Source organism: Erythrobacter sp. Dej080120_24, from assembly GCF_036322605.1.
GTDB lineage: Bacteria > Pseudomonadota > Alphaproteobacteria > Sphingomonadales > Sphingomonadaceae > Erythrobacter > Erythrobacter aurantius.
This window is the reverse complement of the sequence record NZ_AP027262.1, coordinates 2,102,875-2,123,678: the sequence shown is the minus strand read 5'-3', so window position 1 is coordinate 2,123,678 and position 20,804 is coordinate 2,102,875. Positions and strand designations below refer to the sequence as shown.

Genomic DNA, 20,804 nt, shown 5'->3' with positions numbered 1-20,804 from the left:
GCGGACACTGGGACGCGAGGCCAGTCATGCGGAGCTGTACCTCGCCCATTTCCTCGGTACGGGAGGCGCCGTGCGCTTTCTTTCCGAATGGCGCCGCAATCCCGGACGGACGGCGGCATCCCTTTTCCCGCGCGAGGCCCGGGCGAACCGACCGATCTTCTACAATGCCAACGGCTCGGCCCGCTCGCTCGATGCCATCCGGAACCACATCCAAGCCAAGCTTGATAGCGCGATCCACATCGCCGAAGACAAGGATGGGCGGACTGAAATTATCGATACCGGACCCTCCATCGGATCGATCACGATGCCGGTTGAAGCGGGTGAAACCGACACTGCTCAAGCTTGCAATCACATTTTAATGTGCTACATGCACGGAATGGACACATCGATCATCACACGCGTCCGCAATCTTGTCGAGAGCGGGGAAATGACCAAGGCCGGCCTTGCCCGGGCTGCGGGACTGCATGCCAATACGCTTCGCGATGCGAGCGAGCCGGACTGGAACCCGACCGCGGAAACCCTTGCCAAGCTCGAAGCTTTTCTTGACGCCAATGACGACCGCCCGGTGCTGGTCGGGATCGAGGAGATCATCGACGAAGCGCGCAACGGCCGGATGTACATCCTTGTCGATGACGAAGACCGCGAAAACGAGGGCGATCTGATCATACCGGCGCAAATGGCGACCCCGGCGGCGATCAACTTCATGGCAACGCACGGTCGTGGCCTAATCTGCCTCGCGCTGGACCGTGCACGTGTGGATGCCCTTGGCCTTGAGCCGATGAGCCGCAACAACAAGGAAAGCATGCAAACCGCCTTCACGATCTCGATCGAGGCGAAGGAAGGCGTGACCACAGGCATTTCCGCGGCAGACCGGGCGCGCACCGTGTCCGTCGCGATTGACGCCACCAAAGGGCCTGATGACATTGTGACGCCTGGCCATGTCTTCCCCCTTGCTGCTCGCGATGGCGGCACTCTGGTGCGCGCCGGCCATACCGAGGCCGCAGTGGACATTTCGCGCCTAGCAGGCCTCAATCCCAGCGGCGTGATTTGCGAGATCATGAATGAAGACGGGACGATGGCCCGCCTGGACGATCTGGTCGCGTTTGCGCGCAAGCATGATTTGAAGATCGGGACGATCCGCGATCTTATCGCCTATCGCATGCGCAACGATCACCTTGTCGAACGACTGGGCGAACGCAGTTTCGAGAGCGACTACGGGGGCCAATGGCGCCTGATCACCTATCGTGACAAGATTTCTAACAATGAAGCATATGTCCTTCAAAAAGGGCATATTTCCCCAGAATCACCCACCCTCGCCCGCGTTCACCCGATTTCAGTGTTCGACGATGTCCTTGGTGCGCCCGGGCCACGCAAGCGGACCTTGCAGCGCGCAATGGGTGCAATCGGCGATCACGGTTCTGGCGTGATCGTGATCCTTACCCAACGCGTCGGTTCCAGCGGGGAATGGAGCCAGGACGAGGAAATCCGCAACATCGGCATTGGTTCGCAGATCCTTGCAGATCTTGGCGTTCACGACATGGTGCTGCTATCGAACTCGCGACCCGATCTGGTGGCACTTGATGGCTACGGTATCTCGATCACCGATTTCAAACCGATCCCGGAGTAATTCCTGATGGCGAAATTCCTGATTGTCGAGGCGCGCTTCTACGCCTCGCTCAACGACATGCTTGTTGCCGGCGCCAAGGCAGCGCTCGAAGCCGCAGGTCACGAAGCCGAAGTGCTGACCGTCCCTGGTGCGCTTGAAATCCCCGGTGCCATCGCTCTTGCCGCAGAAAGCGGTGACTATGATGGCTTCGTGGCAATCGGCGTAGTCATTCGCGGGGAAACCTACCACTTCGAGATTGTCGCAGGCGAAAGCGCGCGTGCGATCATGGCATTGACCATGGACGGGATCGCTATCGGCAACGGCATTCTCACGGTCGAGAATGAAGCGCAGGCAATCGTCCGCGCCGACCCGGCCCAAAAGGACAAGGGTGGCGAAGCAGCCAAGGCCGCAATTGCGCTGCTGGATATTGCTGCAAGGTTCGATCGCTGACGGTATCCTGAACCTGTTCCGTGCCAGATCGGGACGCCAACCTTTGGCGCGCCCTAAACTACGTATTTCCACGGATACAGTTCTTCATAAGCCCCGACTATCAGACCAATCGGTAAGTAACATTCCTGAAATCTCCGGGTCGCGTTGGGGCGGGAAAAAGTGAAAAACACAAGAACGAGCGACAGGCTCGAACTGTCCGATTGCGAGCGCGTACTTGAGATGACGCTATGCAGGCTTGATCGCTTGGGCGCCGGCATTGCCGCGATCCATGTGGACGCAGCAATTCAGCAATTGCGGGAAAACATTCGTCTAATCGAAGAGGCTGAGAGTCAGTTCGATTTCGATCCCGATCTGATTTGCGCATTCAAGGTGCAACGAATGATCCATTGATTGACGCAAAGCCGTTTTGTCACGGCCTGAATCCGCAACTAAGGGATTGAACCTAGGAGGTTTCCCTTAATGTGCAGCACTACCCCCCTCACCTAGAAGGGTCAGGGGCGCAGGCAGCTGTTGCAAGGCTGCTGGTCAGGGGCGCCCTATGCTGGAGGGCGAATTGTTTTTGCGCGGTTCAGAGCTTCAACCGGCCCCTTTGCGGGCAGCACCACCCGCTGATTTCCGGGTCGAACCATGAAAGAGGTCAAGGGCAACCGCATCTTGTCAGGCATCGCTCTTGCGTCAAGCGAGGCTGCCCCGTCTGAGGCGCACGATCTCGGCCTTCTTGCCGACGAATTGTTCGCGATCGCGAACGAACTGCGTCGACGTGACAGGATTGGCTCGGATGGGAGGGGGCCCATCAATCTTGAGAAACCCTCCGGCTGGCCCGAAGCAACAGCCAGGTTTGCGGCAATCCCGCAGGGTCCATCAATTCAAGAGCAAAACCGCGCCGCTTTTGCAGCCGCAGCCCGCCACACCTATGCAAGGCGGCGTACGAGAGCATCAATTTTCGGCAATGGCGACATCTTCGGCGAACCGGCCTGGGATATATTGCTCGATCTCTACATCGCCCATGCCGAGAAAAAGCCGGTTTCTGTGTCGAGCGCCTGCATCGGCTCAGCCGCCCCACCGACGACGGGCCTGCGCTGGCTGGGTGTTCTCGCCGATATCGGACTCGTCATGCGCGAACATGACAAGGAAGACCAACGCCGGGTTCTGGTGCGACTGACCGAACGCGGCGTTGCCGCGATGGACGAATATTTCGCCAATGCGCTGAACTCTGCGCCCTAACCTGTTGCCTTAGCTGTCCGGCTTGATCGTCTGTCCCCAATGTCGATCAGCCGGGCAGTGACCCGAAACATCCCTTGCCCGCATAGACCGCACTGTCGCCCAGTTCTTCCTCGATACGGATCAGCTGGTTGTATTTTGCAAGCCTGTCTGATCGCGCAAGCGAACCTGTCTTGATCTGACCGCAATTGGTGGCAACCGCCAGATCGGCGATAGTCGCGTCCTCGGTTTCGCCCGAACGGTGGCTCATCACGCTGGTGTAGCGTGCGCGGGTCGCCATATCGACAGCGGCCAGCGTTTCGGTGAGCGTGCCGATCTGGTTGACCTTCACCAGCAGAGAATTGGCAAGGCCCCGCGCGATACCATCGGATAGGCGGACCGGATTGGTCACGAACAGGTCGTCACCCACCAACTGGACGCGATTGCCGATCAACTGCGTCACCGCGCCCCAACCTTCGAAATCGTCCTCGCTCATGCCGTCCTCGATCGACTTGATCGGGTAATCGTCGCACAGCTTGGCGAGGTATTCGGCCATCTCCGCTCCGGTGAGGCTGAGGCCTTCGCCCGAAATCTCGTACTTGCCATCGCGATAGAATTCGGTCGCCGCACAATCGAGCGCGAGCACGATGTCTTCGCCCGGCTTGAAACCGGCTTCCTCGATCGAAGACATGATGAAATCGAGCGCCGCACGCGTGCTGGCAAGGTTGGGGGCAAAGCCACCCTCGTCCCCGACACTGGTGGCAAGCCCCTTTGCCGCAAGACCCTTCTTGAGCGTGTGGAACACTTCCGATCCCCAACGCACCGCTTCGGCGATGCTGTCCGCACCCACGGGCATGATCATGAATTCCTGGATGTCGATCGGATTGTCCGCATGTTCACCACCGTTGATGATGTTCATCATCGGAACCGGAAGGACATGCGCCGAAACCCCTCCGAGATAGGAATAGAGCGGCAGACCGCGCGCGTTCGCTGCGGCCTTTGCCACGGCCATGCTCACGCCAAGGATCGCGTTGGCCCCCAGCCTTCCTTTGTTGGCAGTTCCGTCGAGATCGATCAGCGACAGGTCAATGTCGCGCTGGTCCTCTGCATCGAAGACACCGATCAACAGGTCGCGAATTTCGCTGTTCACTGCCTCGACCGCCTTGAGCACCCCTTTGCCCTTGTACCGGGCGGCATCTCCATCGCGCAGTTCCACAGCTTCGTGCGCACCGGTGGAAGCGCCGGATGGAACAGCGGCCCGCCCGAAACTCCCATCGTCGAGCAGAACATCGACTTCGACGGTCGGATTGCCCCGGCTGTCGAGAATTTCGCGGCCATGGATGTCAATGATGGTGGTCATGGTTGGCTCCGGACGGAAAGTGTTGTATATGAATAAGACACCCGGAGTTCACTCGATTCCGGGTATCGAACGCTTGCCCGCGCACCCCTATTCCCCGGAACAAGCCGGCGCAAGCGACGTAGATATTTATGTGGCTACACAGCGCTTTCATACTGGCAAAGCGCATGAATGGAGGGCAAATACGCACCATGGCAGAGACAAAAACCACCAAGACCCCCGCAAAGTCATCGACCAAGGGCGCGACGACGCGTTCATCCGGCGCCAAGAAGGCCGCTCCGAAGAAAACCGGCGCGAGCGCGAACAAGCCCGATGAAGCGACCGCAACCGGCACTGCGGAAGCAAAGAGCCGCTTCAACGCAGCGCTCGAAGAGGCAAAGGCCGGTGCTGCTGCGCTGCGGGCCGAGGCCGGCAACCGTGCGGGTGAATATCGCGAACAGGCCAAGAGCCGCGGAGACGATTTGATGAACGAAGCAAAAGTGTACGGCGAGAAAGCCAAGACCCGCGCAGGCGAGCTTGCCACCGAAGGCAAGTCGGCAGCGAGCGATGCCTTGTCCTCGCTCGGCAAGGTCGTGGGTGACACCGCCAGCCAGATCGATGAACGTTTCGGCGAACAGTACGGCGACTATGCCCGTTCGGCATCGCGCAGCCTTGCTGAAACTTCGGCCAAGCTGGAAGCGAAGAGCGTTGAGGAACTCGGCGAGGATGCCCGCGAAATGGTCCGCAAGAGCCCGGCAGTGGCCGTTGGCATTGCAGCGGTTGCAGGATTCCTGCTGGCACGCCTGTTCCGCGGATCGCGCGACTAGGATCGGCTCCGTCGGAATGACCGACGGGACCGGCTGGAACGGGACGGGGGCATTTGATGGATGATCAGAACCGGCAAGATGGCGCTGGGCAGGAAGACGCTGTCCTGCCCGATGCCCCGGCTGACATCCATGCCCCGGCCGACGATACAGCCGCAACGCCAGAGGATGATTTCGACGATTCGCTGATGGGAGAAATTGGCGCGCTGATCGACGACGGGCGCACCTATGCCGAAGCCGAAATCGCGTTTCAGAAAACCCGGGCAAAACTGGCCGGTCGCACAATCGGTGTCGCGGCAGGCAGTCTCGTCCTCGCCATTATCCTGCTGCACATTGCCCTGCTCGCGCTCGCCGTGGGTCTGGTCATCGCGCTGGCGCCCTTGGTGACGATCTGGGGTGCGATCGCCATCGTGGTCGGAGGTTTGCTTGCCGGAATGGCATTCTTCGTCTGGGTGGCGGCCAAAAGCGGCTCAAAAGTGTCCGGGCTGTTTGCCGCATCATCATCGGATGATGCATCATGAGCCCGCTTGAGCAGCAGTTCATTGAAGACCGCGCCCTGCGCGATGCCGCAAAGGCCGTGTTGCTGGCCGATATCGAGCATGCCCGCACAAACCTGACCGCAAAGGGAGTGGCTGACCGGGTCGGCGGCCGCATAGGTGACGGGGCAAAGGACGTTTTCGAAGCCGCCAAGGCGCAGGCCGAAGACAATCGCGGCATCCTCGCCTTACTGATCGGCGCGGTGCTCTTGTGGCTAGCGCGCGAACCGATCATGGAATTGCTCGGCCTTGCGGACTTGGCGGAGGATTCCGACATCGAGCAAGGAGCAGCGTCGTCGGATGGCTTGCCCGAGGCAGACACACACCCCCTGAATTCGGCAGCAATGCCGAGTGGAGATGACAATGAGCAGTGACCTCACCCCTACCCCGCGCGACGAATTGCGCGCCCGGATCGAAGCAAGCGAACGGCGCATTGCGCAACGAACGCTCGCGGACCAGGCACAGGAAGCCGCCGAAGCGGCCGTCGAATACACCCGCAAAAACCCGCTTACCGTGGTTGCAGGAGCCGTCGCTGTCGGCCTTGTAGTCGGGGCGATGACCAGCCCCGGTCGCCGCGTCGTCCGCACGGCAGCAACCGGCGCGGCCAGTGCGGCCAGCGCGGTTGGCGGCACGGTATCCGGCGCTGCAAAAGGCGTTGGCGATGCCGCGAAAAAGCGGGGATCCGCTATCGGCGCGCTCGTCACCGATGCCGTTGTGGCTTACGGAATCAAGCTGATCGACGAGGCTCTGGACGGAGCGCGCGCCGGTCAGGACAAGTTCGAGGACATTTCCGACAGCGCCACTGCAAAGGCACGGGAACTACGCCGCGACGCCGCCTATTACGCAGGGACAGCGAGCGACAAGGGGCGCACGGTTACCCAGCGCACCCGCAGGCGAGCCGAACGGGCCGTGCGTGATCTGACGGACCGGATCAGGAACTGATCGCCGGTTAGCCGGGCCTTGGACCTTGCCAGATACGCGCGCTTCGCTAAAGCGCGCGCATCAACAGACAAACCTCCCCAGGGATATTGATCATGGAAGAAACCACCCCCGCCCAGCGGCTCCACCTTGTCATGGGTGGACGCGTCAAGGATCCGCGCGGCCACGAATTCGCCGATCCCGAAAGCATCCATGTTGTCGGGGTCTACAGCTCGTATGACGCGGCGGTCGATGCATGGCGCGCGCAGGCACAGCGCACTGTGGATGATGCCGAGATGAAATACGTCGTCGTGCACATCCACAAGCTGCTGACGCCCGACGCCTAAGCTGCGGTTGGGCCGGAGCCCACATGGCTTATTCCATCCGCCTCTATCGCGAAAGCGATGCGGAACAGTTGTCGCAAATCGCGCTGGCGGCGATCACGGCGATCGGCTCACACGCCTATACGCCGGAACAGGTTCGCGCATGGTCTGGCCGACATGGCGGTGCGCAGATGTACCGGCGGCGGGCAGCAGAAGGCCACATTATCTTTGTTGCGGTTGACAGTGATGATGTGGCCGTGGCCTACGCGCTGCTGGAGCCGGACGGGCATCTCGACAGGCTTTACAACCATCCCGACCATACCCGACGCGGCCTCGCATCCCGGCTTCTTGAGCAAGCTGAGACGCATGCGCGAGCGAAGGGAATAACCCGCCTGTATACAGAGGCTAGCGAGCTTGCCCGGCCAGCGTTCGAACGCGCCGGTTTCTCCGTGCAACATCGCAGGGATTTTGAAATCGAAAACGACGGTACAGCCGTCGCGATCCATAATTACGCAATGGAAAAGCTCCTTTTCTGAGGAGCTTTTCCTCGGTTTCTCAGATGAATTCGATCTTTTCGACGAGATAGAACTTGTCGCCCGACGGGACAGTCACCTCGATCTCATCATCAACCTGCTTGCCGATCATGGCGCGTGCCAGAGGCGACGAATAGGAAATGCGCCCCTTTGAAGCATCAGCCTCGGTCTCGCCGACGATCTGATACTTCACCGGCTTGTCGTCTTCGTCGAGCAGGGTGACGGTCGCGCCAAAGATGATCTTGTCGCCCGAAAGCGTCTTGGGATCGATGATCTGGGCGCGGCTGATCTTGCCTTCGAGATCGCCGATCTGCGCCTCGACCTGGCCCTGACGCTCCTTGGCCGCGTGGTATTCGGCGTTTTCCGACAGATCGCCATGCGCCCGAGCTTCCTCGATCGCATCGACAATCCGAGGGCGTTCCTCGCGCAGCGCCTTGAGGTCGGCGGTCAACCGCTCGTACCCTTCGGCCAGCATCGGAACCTTTTCCATCGTCGCCATTCCCGTTTCTTTCTTTGTCTGTGCCCGCCCCCGAAATCTCAAATCAGTGATTTCGGCTGTGACCGCTTCGAAAAGAGGCGGCCTTGAAATCTTCTGAATTTCAGGAGGGGCAGCTTGAATGCTTAGCTATAATAGTCCTGCAACGAACGGACTTCAAGTTGCGATGGCGTAATCGCCGCAATCGCTGCCGATGCTGCGCGTGAAGCGGCTGCCGTGGTGTAATACGGCACCTTCTTTTCAAGCGCAGTCGCCCGGATCGACTTGGAGTCCAGCAAGGATTGCCAGCCTTCGGTGGTGTTGAAGATCAGCGCCACTTCCCCGTCGATGATTTTGTCGACGATATGCGGCTGACCTTCCGCCACCTTGTTGACGCGTTCGACCGGCAGACCCTGCTCTGCCAGATAGCTTTGCGTGCCGCCGGTGGCGATCACGCTGAAGCCCTGCTCGATCAGGTTCTTCACCGCCGGCACGATCCCGGCCTTGTCCGAATTCTTGACCGATACAAACACCGTCCCTTCACGCGGCAGCGCCATGCCGGCGCCAATCTGCGATTTCAGGAAGGCCGCCTCGAAATTGGTGTCGATCCCCATCACTTCCCCGGTCGATTTCATTTCCGGGGTCAGGATCGGATCGGCTCCGGGGAAACGGCTGAACGGGAATACCGCTTCCTTCACCGCCATATAGGGCAGATCGCGGCGGAACGGTTCGAATTCGGCGAGCTTCGCCCCTGCCATGACCCGCGCAGCGATCTTGGCGACGGGCTGGCCGATGGCCTTGGCGACGAAAGGCACGGTGCGGCTGGCACGGGGGTTCACCTCGATCAGGTAAACCTCCCCGTCCTTCACCGCGAATTGCACGTTCATCAGCCCGCGAACCCCAAGGGCGCGAGCAAGCGCTTCCGCCTGACGCTCCATTTCGGCGACAATTTCTGTGGGCAGCGAATAGGGGGGCAGAGTGCAGGCGCTGTCGCCCGAATGGACCCCGGCCTCCTCGATATGCTGCATCACACCCGCGATGCGGACTTCCTCGCCGTCGCACAGCGCATCGACATCGCATTCAATCGCATCGCGCAGATACTGGTCAACTAGCACCGGGCTGTCGCCGGACACGGTCACGGCAGTCTTGATGTAGTCATCCAGCTGGGCTTCGGAATCGACGATCTCCATCGCCCTTCCGCCAAGCACGAAGCTGGGGCGCAGCAGCACCGGATAGCCGATCCGCGCAGCCACCGCCGCCGCTTCGTCGCGCGTATAGGCGATGCCGTTGTCGGGCTGTTTCAGCTTCAGCTTGTCGACCAGCTTGGCGAAGCGTTCGCGGTCTTCGGCATGGTCGATCGCGTCCGGCGAGGTGCCTAGGATCGGGATGCCTGCATCTTCCAGAGCCTGCGCCAACTTGAGCGGGGTCTGCCCGCCGAACTGGACGATCACGCCCAGCAATTCGCCCGCCTGCTGTTCGACCCGCAGGATTTCGAGCACGTCTTCGGCCGTCAGCGGCTCGAAATAGAGGCGGTCTGACGTGTCGTAATCGGTCGATACGGTTTCCGGGTTGCAATTGACCATGATCGTCTCGAACGCCGGGCCGTGCCACTCCTCGCCAAGGGCAAAGCAGGCGTGGACGCAGCAATAGTCGAATTCGATCCCCTGCCCGATCCGGTTCGGCCCACCGCCAAGGATGACGATCTTCTTGCGATCAGAAGGCGCAGCCTCGCATTCGGCCTGCCCGAAGCTGGGTGCTTCATAGGTCGAATACATATAGGGCGTGATCGCCTCGAACTCGGCGGCGCAGCTGTCGATCCGCTTGAACACGGGCAGCACGCCAAGTTTGTGGCGCAGCTTGCGCACTTCATCCTCGCTCGTCGCACCGGCCATCGCCACCAGCGCATCGTGGAGCAAGCCCGAACGCCGCGCCTGCGTTTCCGCAAGACCTCCCGCCACACCGACAGAACGCACCGCAAGCGTTGCAAGCCGCTTGTCGGAGAAACCCATCGCCTTCAACCGGCGAAGCGCGGCGGCATCGTTGGGCAGACCGTCCGACTGCACTTCGCGCTCGGCCGCGATGATCGCCTCGATCTGACGCAGGAACCACGGATCATATCCGGTGACGGCGTTGATATCCTCAACGCTCAGCCCTTCGCGGAATGCCTGCCCGACTTTCAGCAGCCGGTCGGGTGTGCGGCGCGAGATCGCGGCGGTGATGACATCGCGGGCCACGCCCTCGAGTTCTGGCACACGGTTGAACCCGTCCAGCCCTGTCTCCAATCCCCTCAACGCCTTTTGCAGGCTCTCCTGGAAGTTGCGGCCAATCGCCATGACTTCGCCGACGGATTTCATCGCCGTGGACAGAGCGGCTTCGGATCCCTTGAACTTTTCAAAGGCGAAACGCGGGATCTTGGTGACGACGTAATCGATTGTCGGCTCGAAACTGGCAGGCGTCGCGCCGGTGATTTCATTGGTGATCTCATCCAGCGTGTAACCCACCGCCAGCTTCGCCGCGACGCGGGCGATGGGAAAACCAGTGGCCTTGGACGCAAGCGCGGAGGAACGCGACACGCGCGGGTTCATCTCGATCACGATCAGGCGGCCGTCCTTGGGATTGACCGCGAATTGCACGTTCGAGCCGCCCGTCTCCACGCCGATTTCGCGCAGCACCTCAATGCTGGCGGTTCGCATGATCTGGTATTCTTTGTCCGTCAGCGTCAGTGCCGGGGCGACGGTGATCGAATCACCGGTGTGCACGCCCATCGGATCGACGTTTTCGATGGAGCAGATGATGATCGCGTTATCCTTGCGATCGCGCACCACTTCCATCTCGTATTCTTTCCAACCGAGCAGCGATTCCTCGATCAGCACTTCTGTGGTGGGCGACGCGTCGAGCCCTTCGCGCACGATCCGTTCGAATTCCTGAGTGTTGTAGGCGATGCCACCGCCCGTCCCGCCAAGCGTGAAGCTGGGACGGATGATCGCAGGCAGGCCGGTGCGTTCCAGCACTTCGCGTGCCTGATCCAGCGTGTTGGCAACGCCCGAACGCGCGCTTTCCAGCCCGATCTTGTCCATCGCCTCGCGGAAACGCTGGCGGTTTTCGGCCTTGTCGATCGCATCGGCTTTCGCGCCGATCATCTCGACCCCGTATTTCTCCAGCGTGCCATCCGCATCCAGCGCCAATGCGCAATTCAGCGCGGTCTGCCCGCCCATCGTCGGCAACAGCGCGTCGGGCCGTTCCTTGGCGATGATCTTGGCCACGATTTCGGGCGTGATCGGCTCGATATAGGTCGCGTCGGCAAACTCCGGATCAGTCATGATCGTCGCCGGGTTCGAATTGACGAGGATGACGCGATAGCCTTCCTCCTTCAGCGCCTTGATCGCCTGTGTGCCCGAATAGTCGAACTCGCACGCCTGGCCGATGATGATCGGGCCAGCGCCAATGACGAGGATGGAGGAGATGTCGGTGCGTTTGGGCATCAGTTCTGGTTCTCGTTTTCGCCGGAATTGTCTGTTTCGCCAGAGGCGTCGGGTTCAGGTTCTGTGGGCACGGGGCTCGCGGTAAAATCGATCAGGCGCATTCCGGTCTTCTGGCGCTCGCACCCTGCCGTGGCGATCTCGCCTGCCGCAATCGCCTCGCCGCGCACGCGGTACAACGCGGGGTCGCGGCCCATGTAGAAGGCGCCATTTTCATCGACCGGTGTCGCCATGAAATTTTCGACGGCTGTGGAGGCTTGATTGGTCTGCCTGCGTTCGCGCGTTCCGGCGGTTTCGTCCGCCCCCGCAACCGTCAACGCCTGCAAATCCTCAAGGCTGAGCTTGGTAATGTCATAGGTGTAAGTCGGAACCAGCACATCGTCCGCTGCCGCTTCGGCCAGCAAATCGCGCTGTTTCGCGGCCACGCGGCCAAGGCAGGTTTCGAGCGTTTCCACACCCTCACGCGGGTCTTCGGGAAAGAGGACAGAGCAAGCAGAAGCAAGCAAAAGGGCCAGAACTGATGCAAACACCCGTATCAATTCGCCACGCCTTCCGTGAGTTTAAGCAATTCCGCGAGTTCCTCCGCATCCAGTTGCGGAATTGGCAGCTCAGAACCGCATCCCCGCATTGCCATAACGATATGCCCCTGAATCATGTACTTCATCGTTGTGGCTGAATAGGCGGGATTAACCGAAGACGGCCTCGATGCGCCCTCGCAATCAGAGGGCTGGACGTAGAGCAGGATTGCATCCGCGCTCCGCTGCAATATCAGCTTTACAGGCTCATTCAGCTCTGCCTCGTATTGCACACACGCCCCACGGCGTTCGCTAATGCATCGTGCCTGCCACGAACCTGCACGAATAACGGCTACGTCGTCGGCTGCGGCGACAAGCAAGGCCAAGGAGACAAGGGTCAGCATCACCCCAACCCCCCGACGAACTTCTCGAACAGGTAGAAACTGTCCTGCGGCCCCGGCGAGGCTTCCGGGTGATACTGCACGCCGAACGCGCGTTTGCCCTTCACCGCGATGCCGCAGTTCGATCCGTCGAACAGGCTGACGTGGGTCTGTTCGACTTCGGGCGGGAGCGTGTCGGCATCGACCGCGAAGCCGTGGTTCATCGAAGTGATCTCGACCAGACCCGAAGTCTCACCCCAGCTTGTCCCCACACGCTGAACCGGGTGGTTCGCACCGCGGTGGCCTTGGTGCATCTTCACCGTCTTTGCCCCCGCCGCCAGAGCGAGCATCTGGTGGCCAAGGCAGATGCCGAACAGCGGCATGTCTGCATCCAGCAGCGCCTTGATCACCGGCACGGCATATTCACCCGTCGCCGCCGGATCGCCGGGGCCGTTCGAGAGGAACACGCCATCGGGCTTCAGCGCCATGATCTCGTCAAACGAAGTCTTGGCCGGAACTACCGTCACCTTAGCCCCGGCCTTCACCAGATTGCGGAAGATGTTGTCCTTCGCGCCGTAATCCACCGCGACAACGTGCGGCTTGTTCGACCAATCCGCACGGGCATAGCCGTGGCCCAGACGCCAGTATCCCCCGGCCCAATCCTCGCGCTCCTCGCGGGTGACGCGCACGGCTAGATCCATCCCTTCAAGCCCTGCCCACTCCTGCGCGCGGGCGATCAGCGCGGGAATGTCGAACTTGCCATCGGGCGCATGGGTGATCACCGCATTGGGCGCGCCCGAAAGGCGGATGCGGCGGGTCAGCGCGCGGGTATCGACACCCGACAGGCCGATCTTGCCGTTGCTTTCCATCCACTTCGTGAAACCTTCCACGCTGCGGAAATTGCTCGGCGCGGTCACATCTTCGCGCACGACGCAGCCGACTGCTCCTTCGACCCGGCTTTCGATATCCTCGGGATTGGCACCGACATTGCCGATATGCGGGAAGGTGAAGGTGACGATCTGCGCGGCGTAACTGGGATCGGTCATCACTTCCTGATAGCCCGTCATCGCGGTGTTGAAGCACACTTCGCCCACCGCGCTGCCCTCGGCACCAAAGCCCTTGCCCCAGATCACCGTCCCATCAGCCAGAACGAGACAACCCGTCGCATCTTTCGGTTGCGCAGGAGTAGATGCGGTGTCGGCCATGAGGCGCTCCGTTCAGAGTGATTTCCAGCAATGTTGCTAAGTCTCACCCGCTAGGCGCACACCGCCCCCTCGTCAACCTAGGCGAGACCCTCGCAATGCGTTAGAGCGCGCCCATATACCGATCCATCCACAGTTAAACCCAGACACAAGAGTTCAAGAAATGATCCGCGACGACATCAAGGCCGCCACCATCACCGCCATGAAAGCCGGCGAGAAGGACCGCACAGCGGCGCTTCGCCAGATCTCGGCCAAGATCAAGGACCGCGATATCGAGGAGCGCACCAGCGCCAAGGAAATCCCTGACGACGAACTGGTGACGAGCGTGCTCCAGAAAATGGCGAAGCAGCGGCGCGAATCGATTGAGATGTACGAAAGCGGCGGTCGTCAGGAACTCGCGGACAAGGAAAAGGCTGAGCTTGCCGTGATCGAGGAATTCTTGCCGCAGATGATGAGCGAGGAAGAAACCAAGGCCGCGATCGAGGCGATCAAAGCCGAAACCGGTGCTTCTTCGATGGCCGACATGGGCAAGGTCATGGGCGCACTGAAGGCGAAGCATGGAGCGGTGCTTGACGGGAAGCTCGCAAGCGGCCTCGTCAAGGCTGCCCTGAGTTAAGAACAGACTGCTCCACAATGTGCGCTTGAACGCTGCGGCGTTCGGGCGCACTAAACGCTGATGGCCATTACCCCGCAATGGAAGGACGAGCTGCGCGCACGGATCACGCTGTCCACCGTGATCCTGCGCACGACCAAGCTCACCAAGGCGGGTCGTGAATGGAAAGGGTGCTGCCCGTTCCACGACGAAAAGACGCCCAGCTTCTACGTCAACGATCAGAAGCAGTTTTATCACTGCTTTGGCTGCGGCGCGCATGGCGATGTCATCAGCTGGATGACGGAACAGCGCGGCCTGCCCTTTATCGACGCGGTGAAGGAGCTCGCGGCAGAAGCCGGGATGGAAGTACCCGCGCCTGATCCGGTCGCGGCAAAGAAGGCCGAAAAGCGCGCCGAACTGGTCGATGTGACGACAGAGGCACAGGACTGGTTCGTGCACAATCTGCACAGCGGCGCGGGCCGTGCGGCGGCGAAATACCTCAATGATCGCGGGTTGAAGCCGGAAACCCTGCGCGAATTCGGTTTCGGATACGCTCCTGAAAGCAAACAGGCACTGCCCAGTGCCCTGTCCCGCTTTGACGACAGGATGCTTGTCGAAAGCGGGATGAGAATCCGCACCGATGACGGCACCACCTATGATCGTTTTCGCGACCGGATCATGCTGCCGATTCAGGACGCGCGAGGCCGGGTGATTGCATTCGGCGGGCGCATTCTGGAAAAGCGCGATGGGGTCGCCAAATATCTCAATTCGCCTGACACGCCGTTGTTCGACAAGGGGCGCACGCTCTACAATCTGCACCGCGCCGCGCCCGCCTCGCGCCAGACAGGCCGGATCGTGGTCGTCGAAGGTTACATGGACGTGATCGCGCTGGCACAGGCCGGCATCGCCGATGCCGTCGCGCCACTGGGCACTGCGCTCACGGAAATGCAGCTTGAGATGCTGTGGCGCATAGTGGAAGTGCCGGTGCTGTGCTTTGACGGAGACGCCGCCGGACAGCGTGCCGCGATGCGTGCCGTCTCCCGCGCGCTGCCGATGCTCGCACCAATGCGATCGCTCGCAATTGTGCGACTGCCCGCGGGGCTCGATCCGGATGACCTGATCCGGCAGCAAGGGGCTGCCGCAATGGAAAGGCTGCTCGCCCAGCCTGCCAGCCTGCTCGATACGCTGTGGGAATACGAACGCGACGCAAAGCCGCTGAACAGCCCTGAGTCCAAGGCCGGATTGAAGGCGCGGCTGATGGAGCATGTCGATACGATCCAGGATAGCGATATCCGTGCGCTGTACCGGCGCGAATTGCTCGATCGGTTTTCCGCCTTTGCCTACCCCCCGCGTGAACAACGCCAGCAGCAGCGCCCGCGCGGTGCCTGGTCGCCTGCGAAACCGGCGCAATCGGGCCTTTCGCAATCGGCTCGCGACCTGTTGCAACGAGCCATGGCAGGCGGCCAGCGCGAAGGACTATTGTCGGCGGTGATTGCCGGACTGGTACGCCATCCGGGTGAAATTTCGCGCCACTCGGAGAGCCTTTCCCGGCTCGCCCGGCTTGACCCGAAAGTCGCACCCGCAATCGAATCGTTGATTGAACTGTCGGAAACGCTTGATTCGCAGCCGCCAAACGCCATATCTGACGTGCAAGGCTATCCTGCCCCACCGGAAGACCAACGCTACGCCTTCCTCAGAGAAGGCACATCCCCCGGTGAAGCGCGCGAGGAATTGGCCGAAGCTGTATCGCTGCTGGCCCTCAAGCCAGCGCTCGAAGCCGCTATGGCGGCAACGATCGCTCGGTTTGACGAGGACCCCGAAGGGTGCCTTGCCGAACAGGCTCGCTTGCGTGAACAGCTCACGACAGTTGACGAGCGGCTGAAGGCATTCGGGCGCAGGAAGGCCGGGACCCCGGCCGAACAGGATTAAGCCGGCACAATATTTGCCGGTGTGGGATAAACATTTGTGGCTTGGCCGATGCTGCTCGCGGCATTGAACAACTCCGGACAGGTCACACGGGAACGGACTAAAAAACTACATGGCCTCGACCGCAAATTCCGCCGACAAAGACGACGCCCCGCTGATCGATCTCAACGAAGCTTCGGTGAAGAAGCTGATGAGCAAGGCGAAGAAAAAGGGCTACATCACCTATGACGAGCTGAACGAGGCGCTGCCCTCTGGCGAGATGAGCCCCGATCAGATCGAGGACATCCAGACCGCGCTTTCGGAAATGGGTGTCCAGATCGTCGAGAATGACGAGGAGGCGGAAGCCGAGGCAGAGGCCGATTCCGAAGTCGATGAAGTTGATGTCGACGACGATGATGAGGACAAGAAGGCGTCTCGCAAGGACGCCAAGGCCAGCCCGGCCAAGAAAGCGGCAACCGGCGAACGCACCGACGATCCGGTGCGGATGTACCTGCGCGAAATGGGCGCGGTCGAACTGCTCAGCCGCGAAGGCGAAATCGCCATTGCCAAGCGGATCGAGGCCGGGCGCGACATGATGATCATGGGCCTGTGCGAAAGCCCGATCACCTTCCACGCGATCATCCAGTGGTCCGAAGCGCTCAATTCCGAAGACATGCAGCTGCGCGAAATTCTCGATCTCGACGCGATGCTTTCCAAGGAACCGCCGGCCGACAAGATGTCGGACGATGCCGACGATGACGATGACGACGGCGAAATCTCAGAAGCCACCGCCGGCCCGACCATCCGCGAGGATGACGAAGTCGAGGACGAGGCCGAAGAAGACGGTGACGACGAGGACGGCGAAGGCCGGTCCAAGCGCGAAGACGATGACGAGGAAGACAACACCCTCTCCCTCGCTCAGATGGAAGCTGCGCTGAAGCCGGATGCGCTCGAACGCTTCGCCCGCATCACCAAGCTGTTCAAGACCTTCGAGAAGCTGCAGGCAGAGCGGGTCGAAACCCTTGCCGCCGGTGACGAGTTCCCCAAGGCCAAGGAAAAGAAGTACGAGGAACTGTCCGAACAACTCACCGCCGAGGTCGAAAGCGTCCAGTTCCACGCGACCAAGATCGAATTCCTGGTCGACAACCTCTATGCCTTCAACCGTCGCCTGACCGCGCTTGGCGGCCAGATGCTGCGCCTTGCCGAAAGGCACAAGATCAAGCGCATCGACTTCCTCAATTCCTACGTCGGAAACGAGCTTGACGACGCGTGGATCAAGGAAAAGGCAAAGAAGGACAAGAAGTGGGCCGCCTTCGCCGAGAAGGAAGAGGACGCGATCGAACGTATCCGCTCCGAAATCGCCGATATCGCCTCGCAAACCGGCATGTCGCTCCCCGAATTCCGCCGCATCGTCAACATGGTGCAGAAGGGCGAGCGTGAAGCCCGCATCGCGAAGAAGGAAATGGTCGAGGCGAACCTGCGCCTGGTGATTTCCATCGCCAAGAAATACACCAATCGCGGCCTGCAATTCCTTGATCTTATTCAGGAAGGCAACATCGGCCTGATGAAGGCGGTCGACAAGTTCGAATACCGCCGCGGCTACAAATTCAGCACCTATGCGACGTGGTGGATCCGTCAGGCGATCACCCGTTCAATCGCCGATCAGGCGCGCACGATCCGTATTCCGGTCCACATGATCGAGACGATCAACAAGCTGGTCCGCACTTCCCGCCAGTTCCTGCACGAAGAAGGCCGCGAGCCGACCCCTGAGGAAATGGCAGCGCGTCTTTCGATGCCGCTCGAAAAAGTGCGCAAGGTGATGAAGATCGCCAAGGAGCCGATCTCGCTCGAAACGCCCATCGGGGACGAGGAAGATTCACACCTCGGCGATTTCATCGAGGACAAGAACGCGATCATCCCGGTGGATGCCGCGATTCAGGCGAACCTCAAGGAAACCGTCACCCGCGTCCTTGCATCGCTCACCCCGCGCGAAGAACGCGTGCTGCGTATGCGTTTCGGCATCGGGATGAACACCGATCATACGCTGGAAGAAGTCGGCCAGCAGTTCTCGGTGACCCGCGAACGTATCCGCCAGATCGAAGCCAAGGCGCTTAGGAAGCTCAAGCACCCGAGCCGGTCGCGCAAAATGCGTTCGTTCCTGGATCAGTAATACACGAAAGGCCCCGCTTCGGCGGGGTTTTTCACGGACTGCGCGCGAAGGGCCACACCAACTGCCGCGCCCAGCCCACGGGTGCGCGCTCCCCGGCGATGCCATAGCCCGCAGGCCAGCCGTCTTCCGGCATGTGGTATGTCCCGAACCAGCGGTCGATCATCGGCAGGTGTACGGCGAAGTTCACGTCCCGTGCTTCCTCCTCCACCCCGTGGTGCCAATGGTGAAACCGGGGCATGGCAATCCACCGCTCCAGCCCGCCCAGGCGCGGTGCAAAATTGGCATGGATGAACACCGCGTGGAAGCTCACCAGTGCTAGATAGGCATAGACCACGCTCTGGGCGAAACCTGCCACCAGCAGCGCCAGCAGCACCAGCCCGCGCGTGACGATCACGTCGACCAGATGGAGGCGCGATCCGGCAAGCCAGTCCATCGCCTCGACCGAGTGGTGCACCTTGTGGAAGCGCCACAGGAGCGGGACGGCGTGAAAGGCGCGGTGCACGCCATATTGGGCGAGATCCGCCACCAGCACCGCCAGGCCGAACTGAACCAGCACGGCAGGCTCTGCACAAGCGCTTGCACCGAAGGCACCGCCAGCACCGCGCCCAGCGCCACAGCAGGGGCGAGCACCGCCACACTCATTACTTGCGCGAGCACATGGCTCGCAAAGAAATACTGGGTGTCGGTAAGCCAACCGGCCCGAAACGCGCCCTGCCCTCGCCGTAAGGGAAATGCCTTCTCCAGCGGCACGAACAGGCCCGCCGTCGTCAGCACACCCAGAACAAACCAGTCGAGACCGAGGTAAATGTCGTCGCCTTCGTTCGGGCCAAGGGGCGCATCACCTCCGCCCAATGCCATGGCAATCGCCGCCATCGCCAATCCGGTCAGCCCCAATCGCTTGCGCTTTCGAAGCACCATCGACAGGCCCGCCAGTGCCAGCGAAGCCCAGATGCCTGCATCGATCGCCAACCGGACGTATTCGAGCGGATAGAGCTCGCGCAGTTCCGGAAGCGTCAGCCATTGGGGAAATCGCAGCGCAAGGACCGAAAGGCTCGCTAGAATGCCGAGCACAATGGACAGCACGCCGCTCAACCAGCCATGGCCGAAACTGCGTTTGGCACCATCGGAAAAGATGCGATTGAGCCAGAGCTCCAGAGCCTGCGTCAGTCCCGCCTCCTGTTCCCGGCAATCTCTTTCGAAAAGTGGACTATTGCAAGCAAGACTGACAAATACGTGTCTGGGAGAAGAAGCAACGTCCAGTCTCGTTCAAGGGTCCAGCCTGCCATGTCCAAATCTGCTCCCACCACTATCGCCATCGTCTCCCAGAAAGGGGGCTCAGGCAAAACCACGCTCGCCGTGCATCTGGGCACGCGCGCTGCGCAGTCGAAGCATGAAAGCTGCATCATCGACCTCGATCCGCAGGCGACAGCGGCGGCATGGTCGGACTGGCGCGGGGACTTTTTGCCAGTGGTGGTGACGGCTCCCCCTGCCCGCCTCTCCCGCACGATTGAGAGCGCGAAGAAGAACGGCGTTGATTTCATCGTCATCGACACGCCTCCGCACGCCGACGCAGCCGCGCGAGAGGCCATCAAGGCGGCGGACATCGTGCTGATCCCGACAAAGCCGCGTGCCTTCGATCTGGCCGCGCTTGAACCGATTGCCGATCTTGTCGGCTTCGCCAAGACACCCGCCTTTGTGGTGCTCAACGCGGTGCCATCCGGCGCGACCGTGCTGGCGGAGGAAGCGCGCAAGGTCGCCGGCGGCATGGGGCTGGAAGTCTGCCCGGTCGAAATCGGCGATCGCGCCGCGTTCCATCGCTCCAGTGCAAAGGGCGAAACCGCGGCGGAAATCGATCCCTCGGGCAAAGCTGCGGAAGAGATAGAGGCCTTGTGGAAATGGCTGAAAAAGACGCTCAAGAAACAGAAGAAGTGAGCCCCAAGGCGCCGCCGCGCCTGCCCACTCCCGAAGAACGCGGCTGGAGCGCAGGCGATCTGCTCGCCAATCGCCCCTTCGTCATCTGCGTCCTGTATCTGTGCACCTATTTCACTGTGTTTTCCTGCGTCGTCGGCGTGGTGCTCGCTTATGTCTTTTACGACAGCAAGTCAGAGGAATGGGAGCGCAGCCAGTTCCAATATCTGATCCGGACGTTCTGGATCATGGTCGGATCATTCGTGATCGCGGTTTTCTGCGGGCTCGCCGTGCTGATCAGCAAAGGTGACGATGGCGGTATAGTCGGCGTGCTGCTGATTGCATTGATGGCATTTGCTGCGTTCATTCTGGCCGCGGCGCGCACCGTCTACGCAATGCTGAACGCGGTGCGGCACAAGCCGATGCCGCGCCCGCGCACCTTGATGATCTGA

At 61.0% G+C, this 20,804-nt stretch carries 23 protein-coding genes; 15 read left to right on the top strand and 8 right to left on the bottom strand.

The features are described 5' to 3' along the window. Positions 1-376: 376 nt before the first annotated feature. The 4 genes from ribB to AABA34_RS10140 all read left to right on the top strand — a co-directional run bounded on the left by ribB (position 377) and on the right by AABA34_RS10140 (position 3,280). Positions 377-1,627 carry a 3,4-dihydroxy-2-butanone-4-phosphate synthase gene (gene ribB, locus AABA34_RS10155; RefSeq protein WP_034954758.1) on the top strand — a complete coding sequence of 417 codons (1,251 nt, stop codon included), beginning with the start codon at positions 377-379 and terminating at the stop codon, positions 1,625-1,627. 6 nt (positions 1,628-1,633) lie between these two features. Continuing rightward, positions 1,634-2,056: a 6,7-dimethyl-8-ribityllumazine synthase gene (gene ribH, locus AABA34_RS10150; protein WP_034953976.1), complete on the top strand. Its 423-nt coding sequence runs from the start codon at positions 1,634-1,636 to the stop codon at positions 2,054-2,056. A gap of 159 nt (positions 2,057-2,215) precedes the next feature. Next, positions 2,216-2,446: a hypothetical protein gene (locus AABA34_RS10145; protein ID WP_338302514.1), complete on the top strand. Its 231-nt coding sequence runs from the start codon at positions 2,216-2,218 to the stop codon at positions 2,444-2,446. Between the two features lie 237 nt (positions 2,447-2,683). Then, complete coding sequence (locus tag AABA34_RS10140; RefSeq protein ID WP_338302513.1) at positions 2,684-3,280, top strand: winged helix DNA-binding protein; 597 nt, start codon at positions 2,684-2,686, stop codon at positions 3,278-3,280. A 46-nt stretch (positions 3,281-3,326) separates the two neighbouring features. Here AABA34_RS10140 and eno read toward each other — a convergent pair whose 3' ends face one another. Next, positions 3,327-4,616, bottom strand: a complete 1,290-nt coding sequence (eno, locus tag AABA34_RS10135; RefSeq protein ID WP_338302512.1) for a phosphopyruvate hydratase — start codon at positions 4,614-4,616, stop codon at positions 3,327-3,329. Between the two features lie 188 nt (positions 4,617-4,804). On the opposite strand from eno, the gene AABA34_RS10130 reads away from it, so the two are divergent. From AABA34_RS10130 to AABA34_RS10105, 6 genes are all read left to right on the top strand, one after another. Then, entirely contained in the window at positions 4,805-5,419 is a 615-nt protein-coding gene (locus AABA34_RS10130; RefSeq protein ID WP_252257738.1) for a hypothetical protein, read from the top strand. Between the two features lie 56 nt (positions 5,420-5,475). Then, positions 5,476-5,937 (top strand): phage holin family protein, encoded by a 462-nt coding sequence (locus AABA34_RS10125; protein WP_338302511.1) that lies wholly within the window; start codon positions 5,476-5,478, stop codon positions 5,935-5,937. Further along, complete coding sequence (locus AABA34_RS10120) at positions 5,934-6,326, top strand: hypothetical protein (protein ID WP_338302510.1); 393 nt, start codon at positions 5,934-5,936, stop codon at positions 6,324-6,326. The genes AABA34_RS10125 and AABA34_RS10120 overlap by 4 nt, the downstream gene beginning before the upstream one ends. Continuing rightward, complete coding sequence (locus AABA34_RS10115; RefSeq protein WP_338302509.1) at positions 6,316-6,894, top strand: hypothetical protein; 579 nt, start codon at positions 6,316-6,318, stop codon at positions 6,892-6,894. Before AABA34_RS10120 ends, AABA34_RS10115 begins: the two co-directional genes overlap by 11 nt. Positions 6,895-6,986: 92 nt before the next feature. Then, the gene (locus AABA34_RS10110) at positions 6,987-7,217 is read left to right on the top strand and encodes a DUF4170 domain-containing protein (protein ID WP_034953971.1); all 231 of its coding nucleotides are present in this window, start codon (positions 6,987-6,989) and stop codon (positions 7,215-7,217) included. A gap of 23 nt (positions 7,218-7,240) precedes the next feature. Further along, positions 7,241-7,729 (top strand): GNAT family N-acetyltransferase, encoded by a 489-nt coding sequence (locus tag AABA34_RS10105; RefSeq protein ID WP_338302508.1) that lies wholly within the window; start codon positions 7,241-7,243, stop codon positions 7,727-7,729. A gap of 19 nt (positions 7,730-7,748) precedes the next feature. Here AABA34_RS10105 and greA read toward each other — a convergent pair whose 3' ends face one another. From greA to carA, 5 genes are all read right to left on the bottom strand, one after another. Further along, a complete protein-coding gene (gene greA, locus AABA34_RS10100; RefSeq protein ID WP_338302507.1) occupies positions 7,749-8,225 on the bottom strand; it encodes a transcription elongation factor GreA in 477 nt (158 codons plus the stop codon). A 122-nt stretch (positions 8,226-8,347) separates the two neighbouring features. Next, positions 8,348-11,683, bottom strand: coding sequence for a carbamoyl-phosphate synthase large subunit (gene carB, locus AABA34_RS10095; RefSeq protein WP_338302506.1), 3,336 nt, complete (start codon positions 11,681-11,683; stop codon positions 8,348-8,350). Then, a complete protein-coding gene (locus tag AABA34_RS10090) occupies positions 11,683-12,135 on the bottom strand; it encodes a hypothetical protein (RefSeq protein WP_338302505.1) in 453 nt (150 codons plus the stop codon). Before AABA34_RS10090 ends, carB begins: the two co-directional genes overlap by 1 nt. A gap of 80 nt (positions 12,136-12,215) precedes the next feature. Further along, the gene (locus AABA34_RS10085; protein ID WP_338302504.1) at positions 12,216-12,599 is read right to left on the bottom strand and encodes a hypothetical protein; all 384 of its coding nucleotides are present in this window, start codon (positions 12,597-12,599) and stop codon (positions 12,216-12,218) included. Further along, complete coding sequence (gene carA, locus AABA34_RS10080; RefSeq protein WP_338302503.1) at positions 12,599-13,780, bottom strand: glutamine-hydrolyzing carbamoyl-phosphate synthase small subunit; 1,182 nt, start codon at positions 13,778-13,780, stop codon at positions 12,599-12,601. Before carA ends, AABA34_RS10085 begins: the two co-directional genes overlap by 1 nt. Positions 13,781-13,940: 160 nt before the next feature. Between carA and AABA34_RS10075 the strand changes: the two genes are divergently transcribed. From AABA34_RS10075 to rpoD, 3 genes are all read left to right on the top strand, one after another. After that, complete coding sequence (locus AABA34_RS10075; RefSeq protein ID WP_338302502.1) at positions 13,941-14,393, top strand: GatB/YqeY domain-containing protein; 453 nt, start codon at positions 13,941-13,943, stop codon at positions 14,391-14,393. Between the two features lie 60 nt (positions 14,394-14,453). Next, positions 14,454-16,298 (top strand): DNA primase, encoded by a 1,845-nt coding sequence (dnaG, locus tag AABA34_RS10070; protein ID WP_338302501.1) that lies wholly within the window; start codon positions 14,454-14,456, stop codon positions 16,296-16,298. Between the two features lie 109 nt (positions 16,299-16,407). Then, positions 16,408-18,444: an RNA polymerase sigma factor RpoD gene (gene rpoD, locus AABA34_RS10065; protein WP_338302500.1), complete on the top strand. Its 2,037-nt coding sequence runs from the start codon at positions 16,408-16,410 to the stop codon at positions 18,442-18,444. Positions 18,445-18,475: 31 nt separating this feature from the next. Here the strand turns inward: rpoD and AABA34_RS10060 are convergent, their stop codons facing one another. Beyond that, a complete protein-coding gene (locus AABA34_RS10060) occupies positions 18,476-18,946 on the bottom strand; it encodes a sterol desaturase family protein (protein WP_338304728.1) in 471 nt (156 codons plus the stop codon). Beyond that, positions 18,835-19,527 carry a hypothetical protein gene (locus AABA34_RS10055; protein ID WP_338304780.1) on the bottom strand — a complete coding sequence of 231 codons (693 nt, stop codon included), beginning with the start codon at positions 19,525-19,527 and terminating at the stop codon, positions 18,835-18,837. The genes AABA34_RS10060 and AABA34_RS10055 overlap by 112 nt, the downstream gene beginning before the upstream one ends. 201 nt (positions 19,528-19,728) lie before the next feature. Between AABA34_RS10055 and parA the strand changes: the two genes are divergently transcribed. Both parA and AABA34_RS10045 read left to right on the top strand, forming a co-directional pair. After that, positions 19,729-20,376, top strand: a complete 648-nt coding sequence (parA, locus tag AABA34_RS10050) for a ParA family partition ATPase (protein WP_034953958.1) — start codon at positions 19,729-19,731, stop codon at positions 20,374-20,376. After that, positions 20,373-20,804: a hypothetical protein gene (locus AABA34_RS10045; protein WP_338302499.1), complete on the top strand. Its 432-nt coding sequence runs from the start codon at positions 20,373-20,375 to the stop codon at positions 20,802-20,804. The genes parA and AABA34_RS10045 overlap by 4 nt, the downstream gene beginning before the upstream one ends.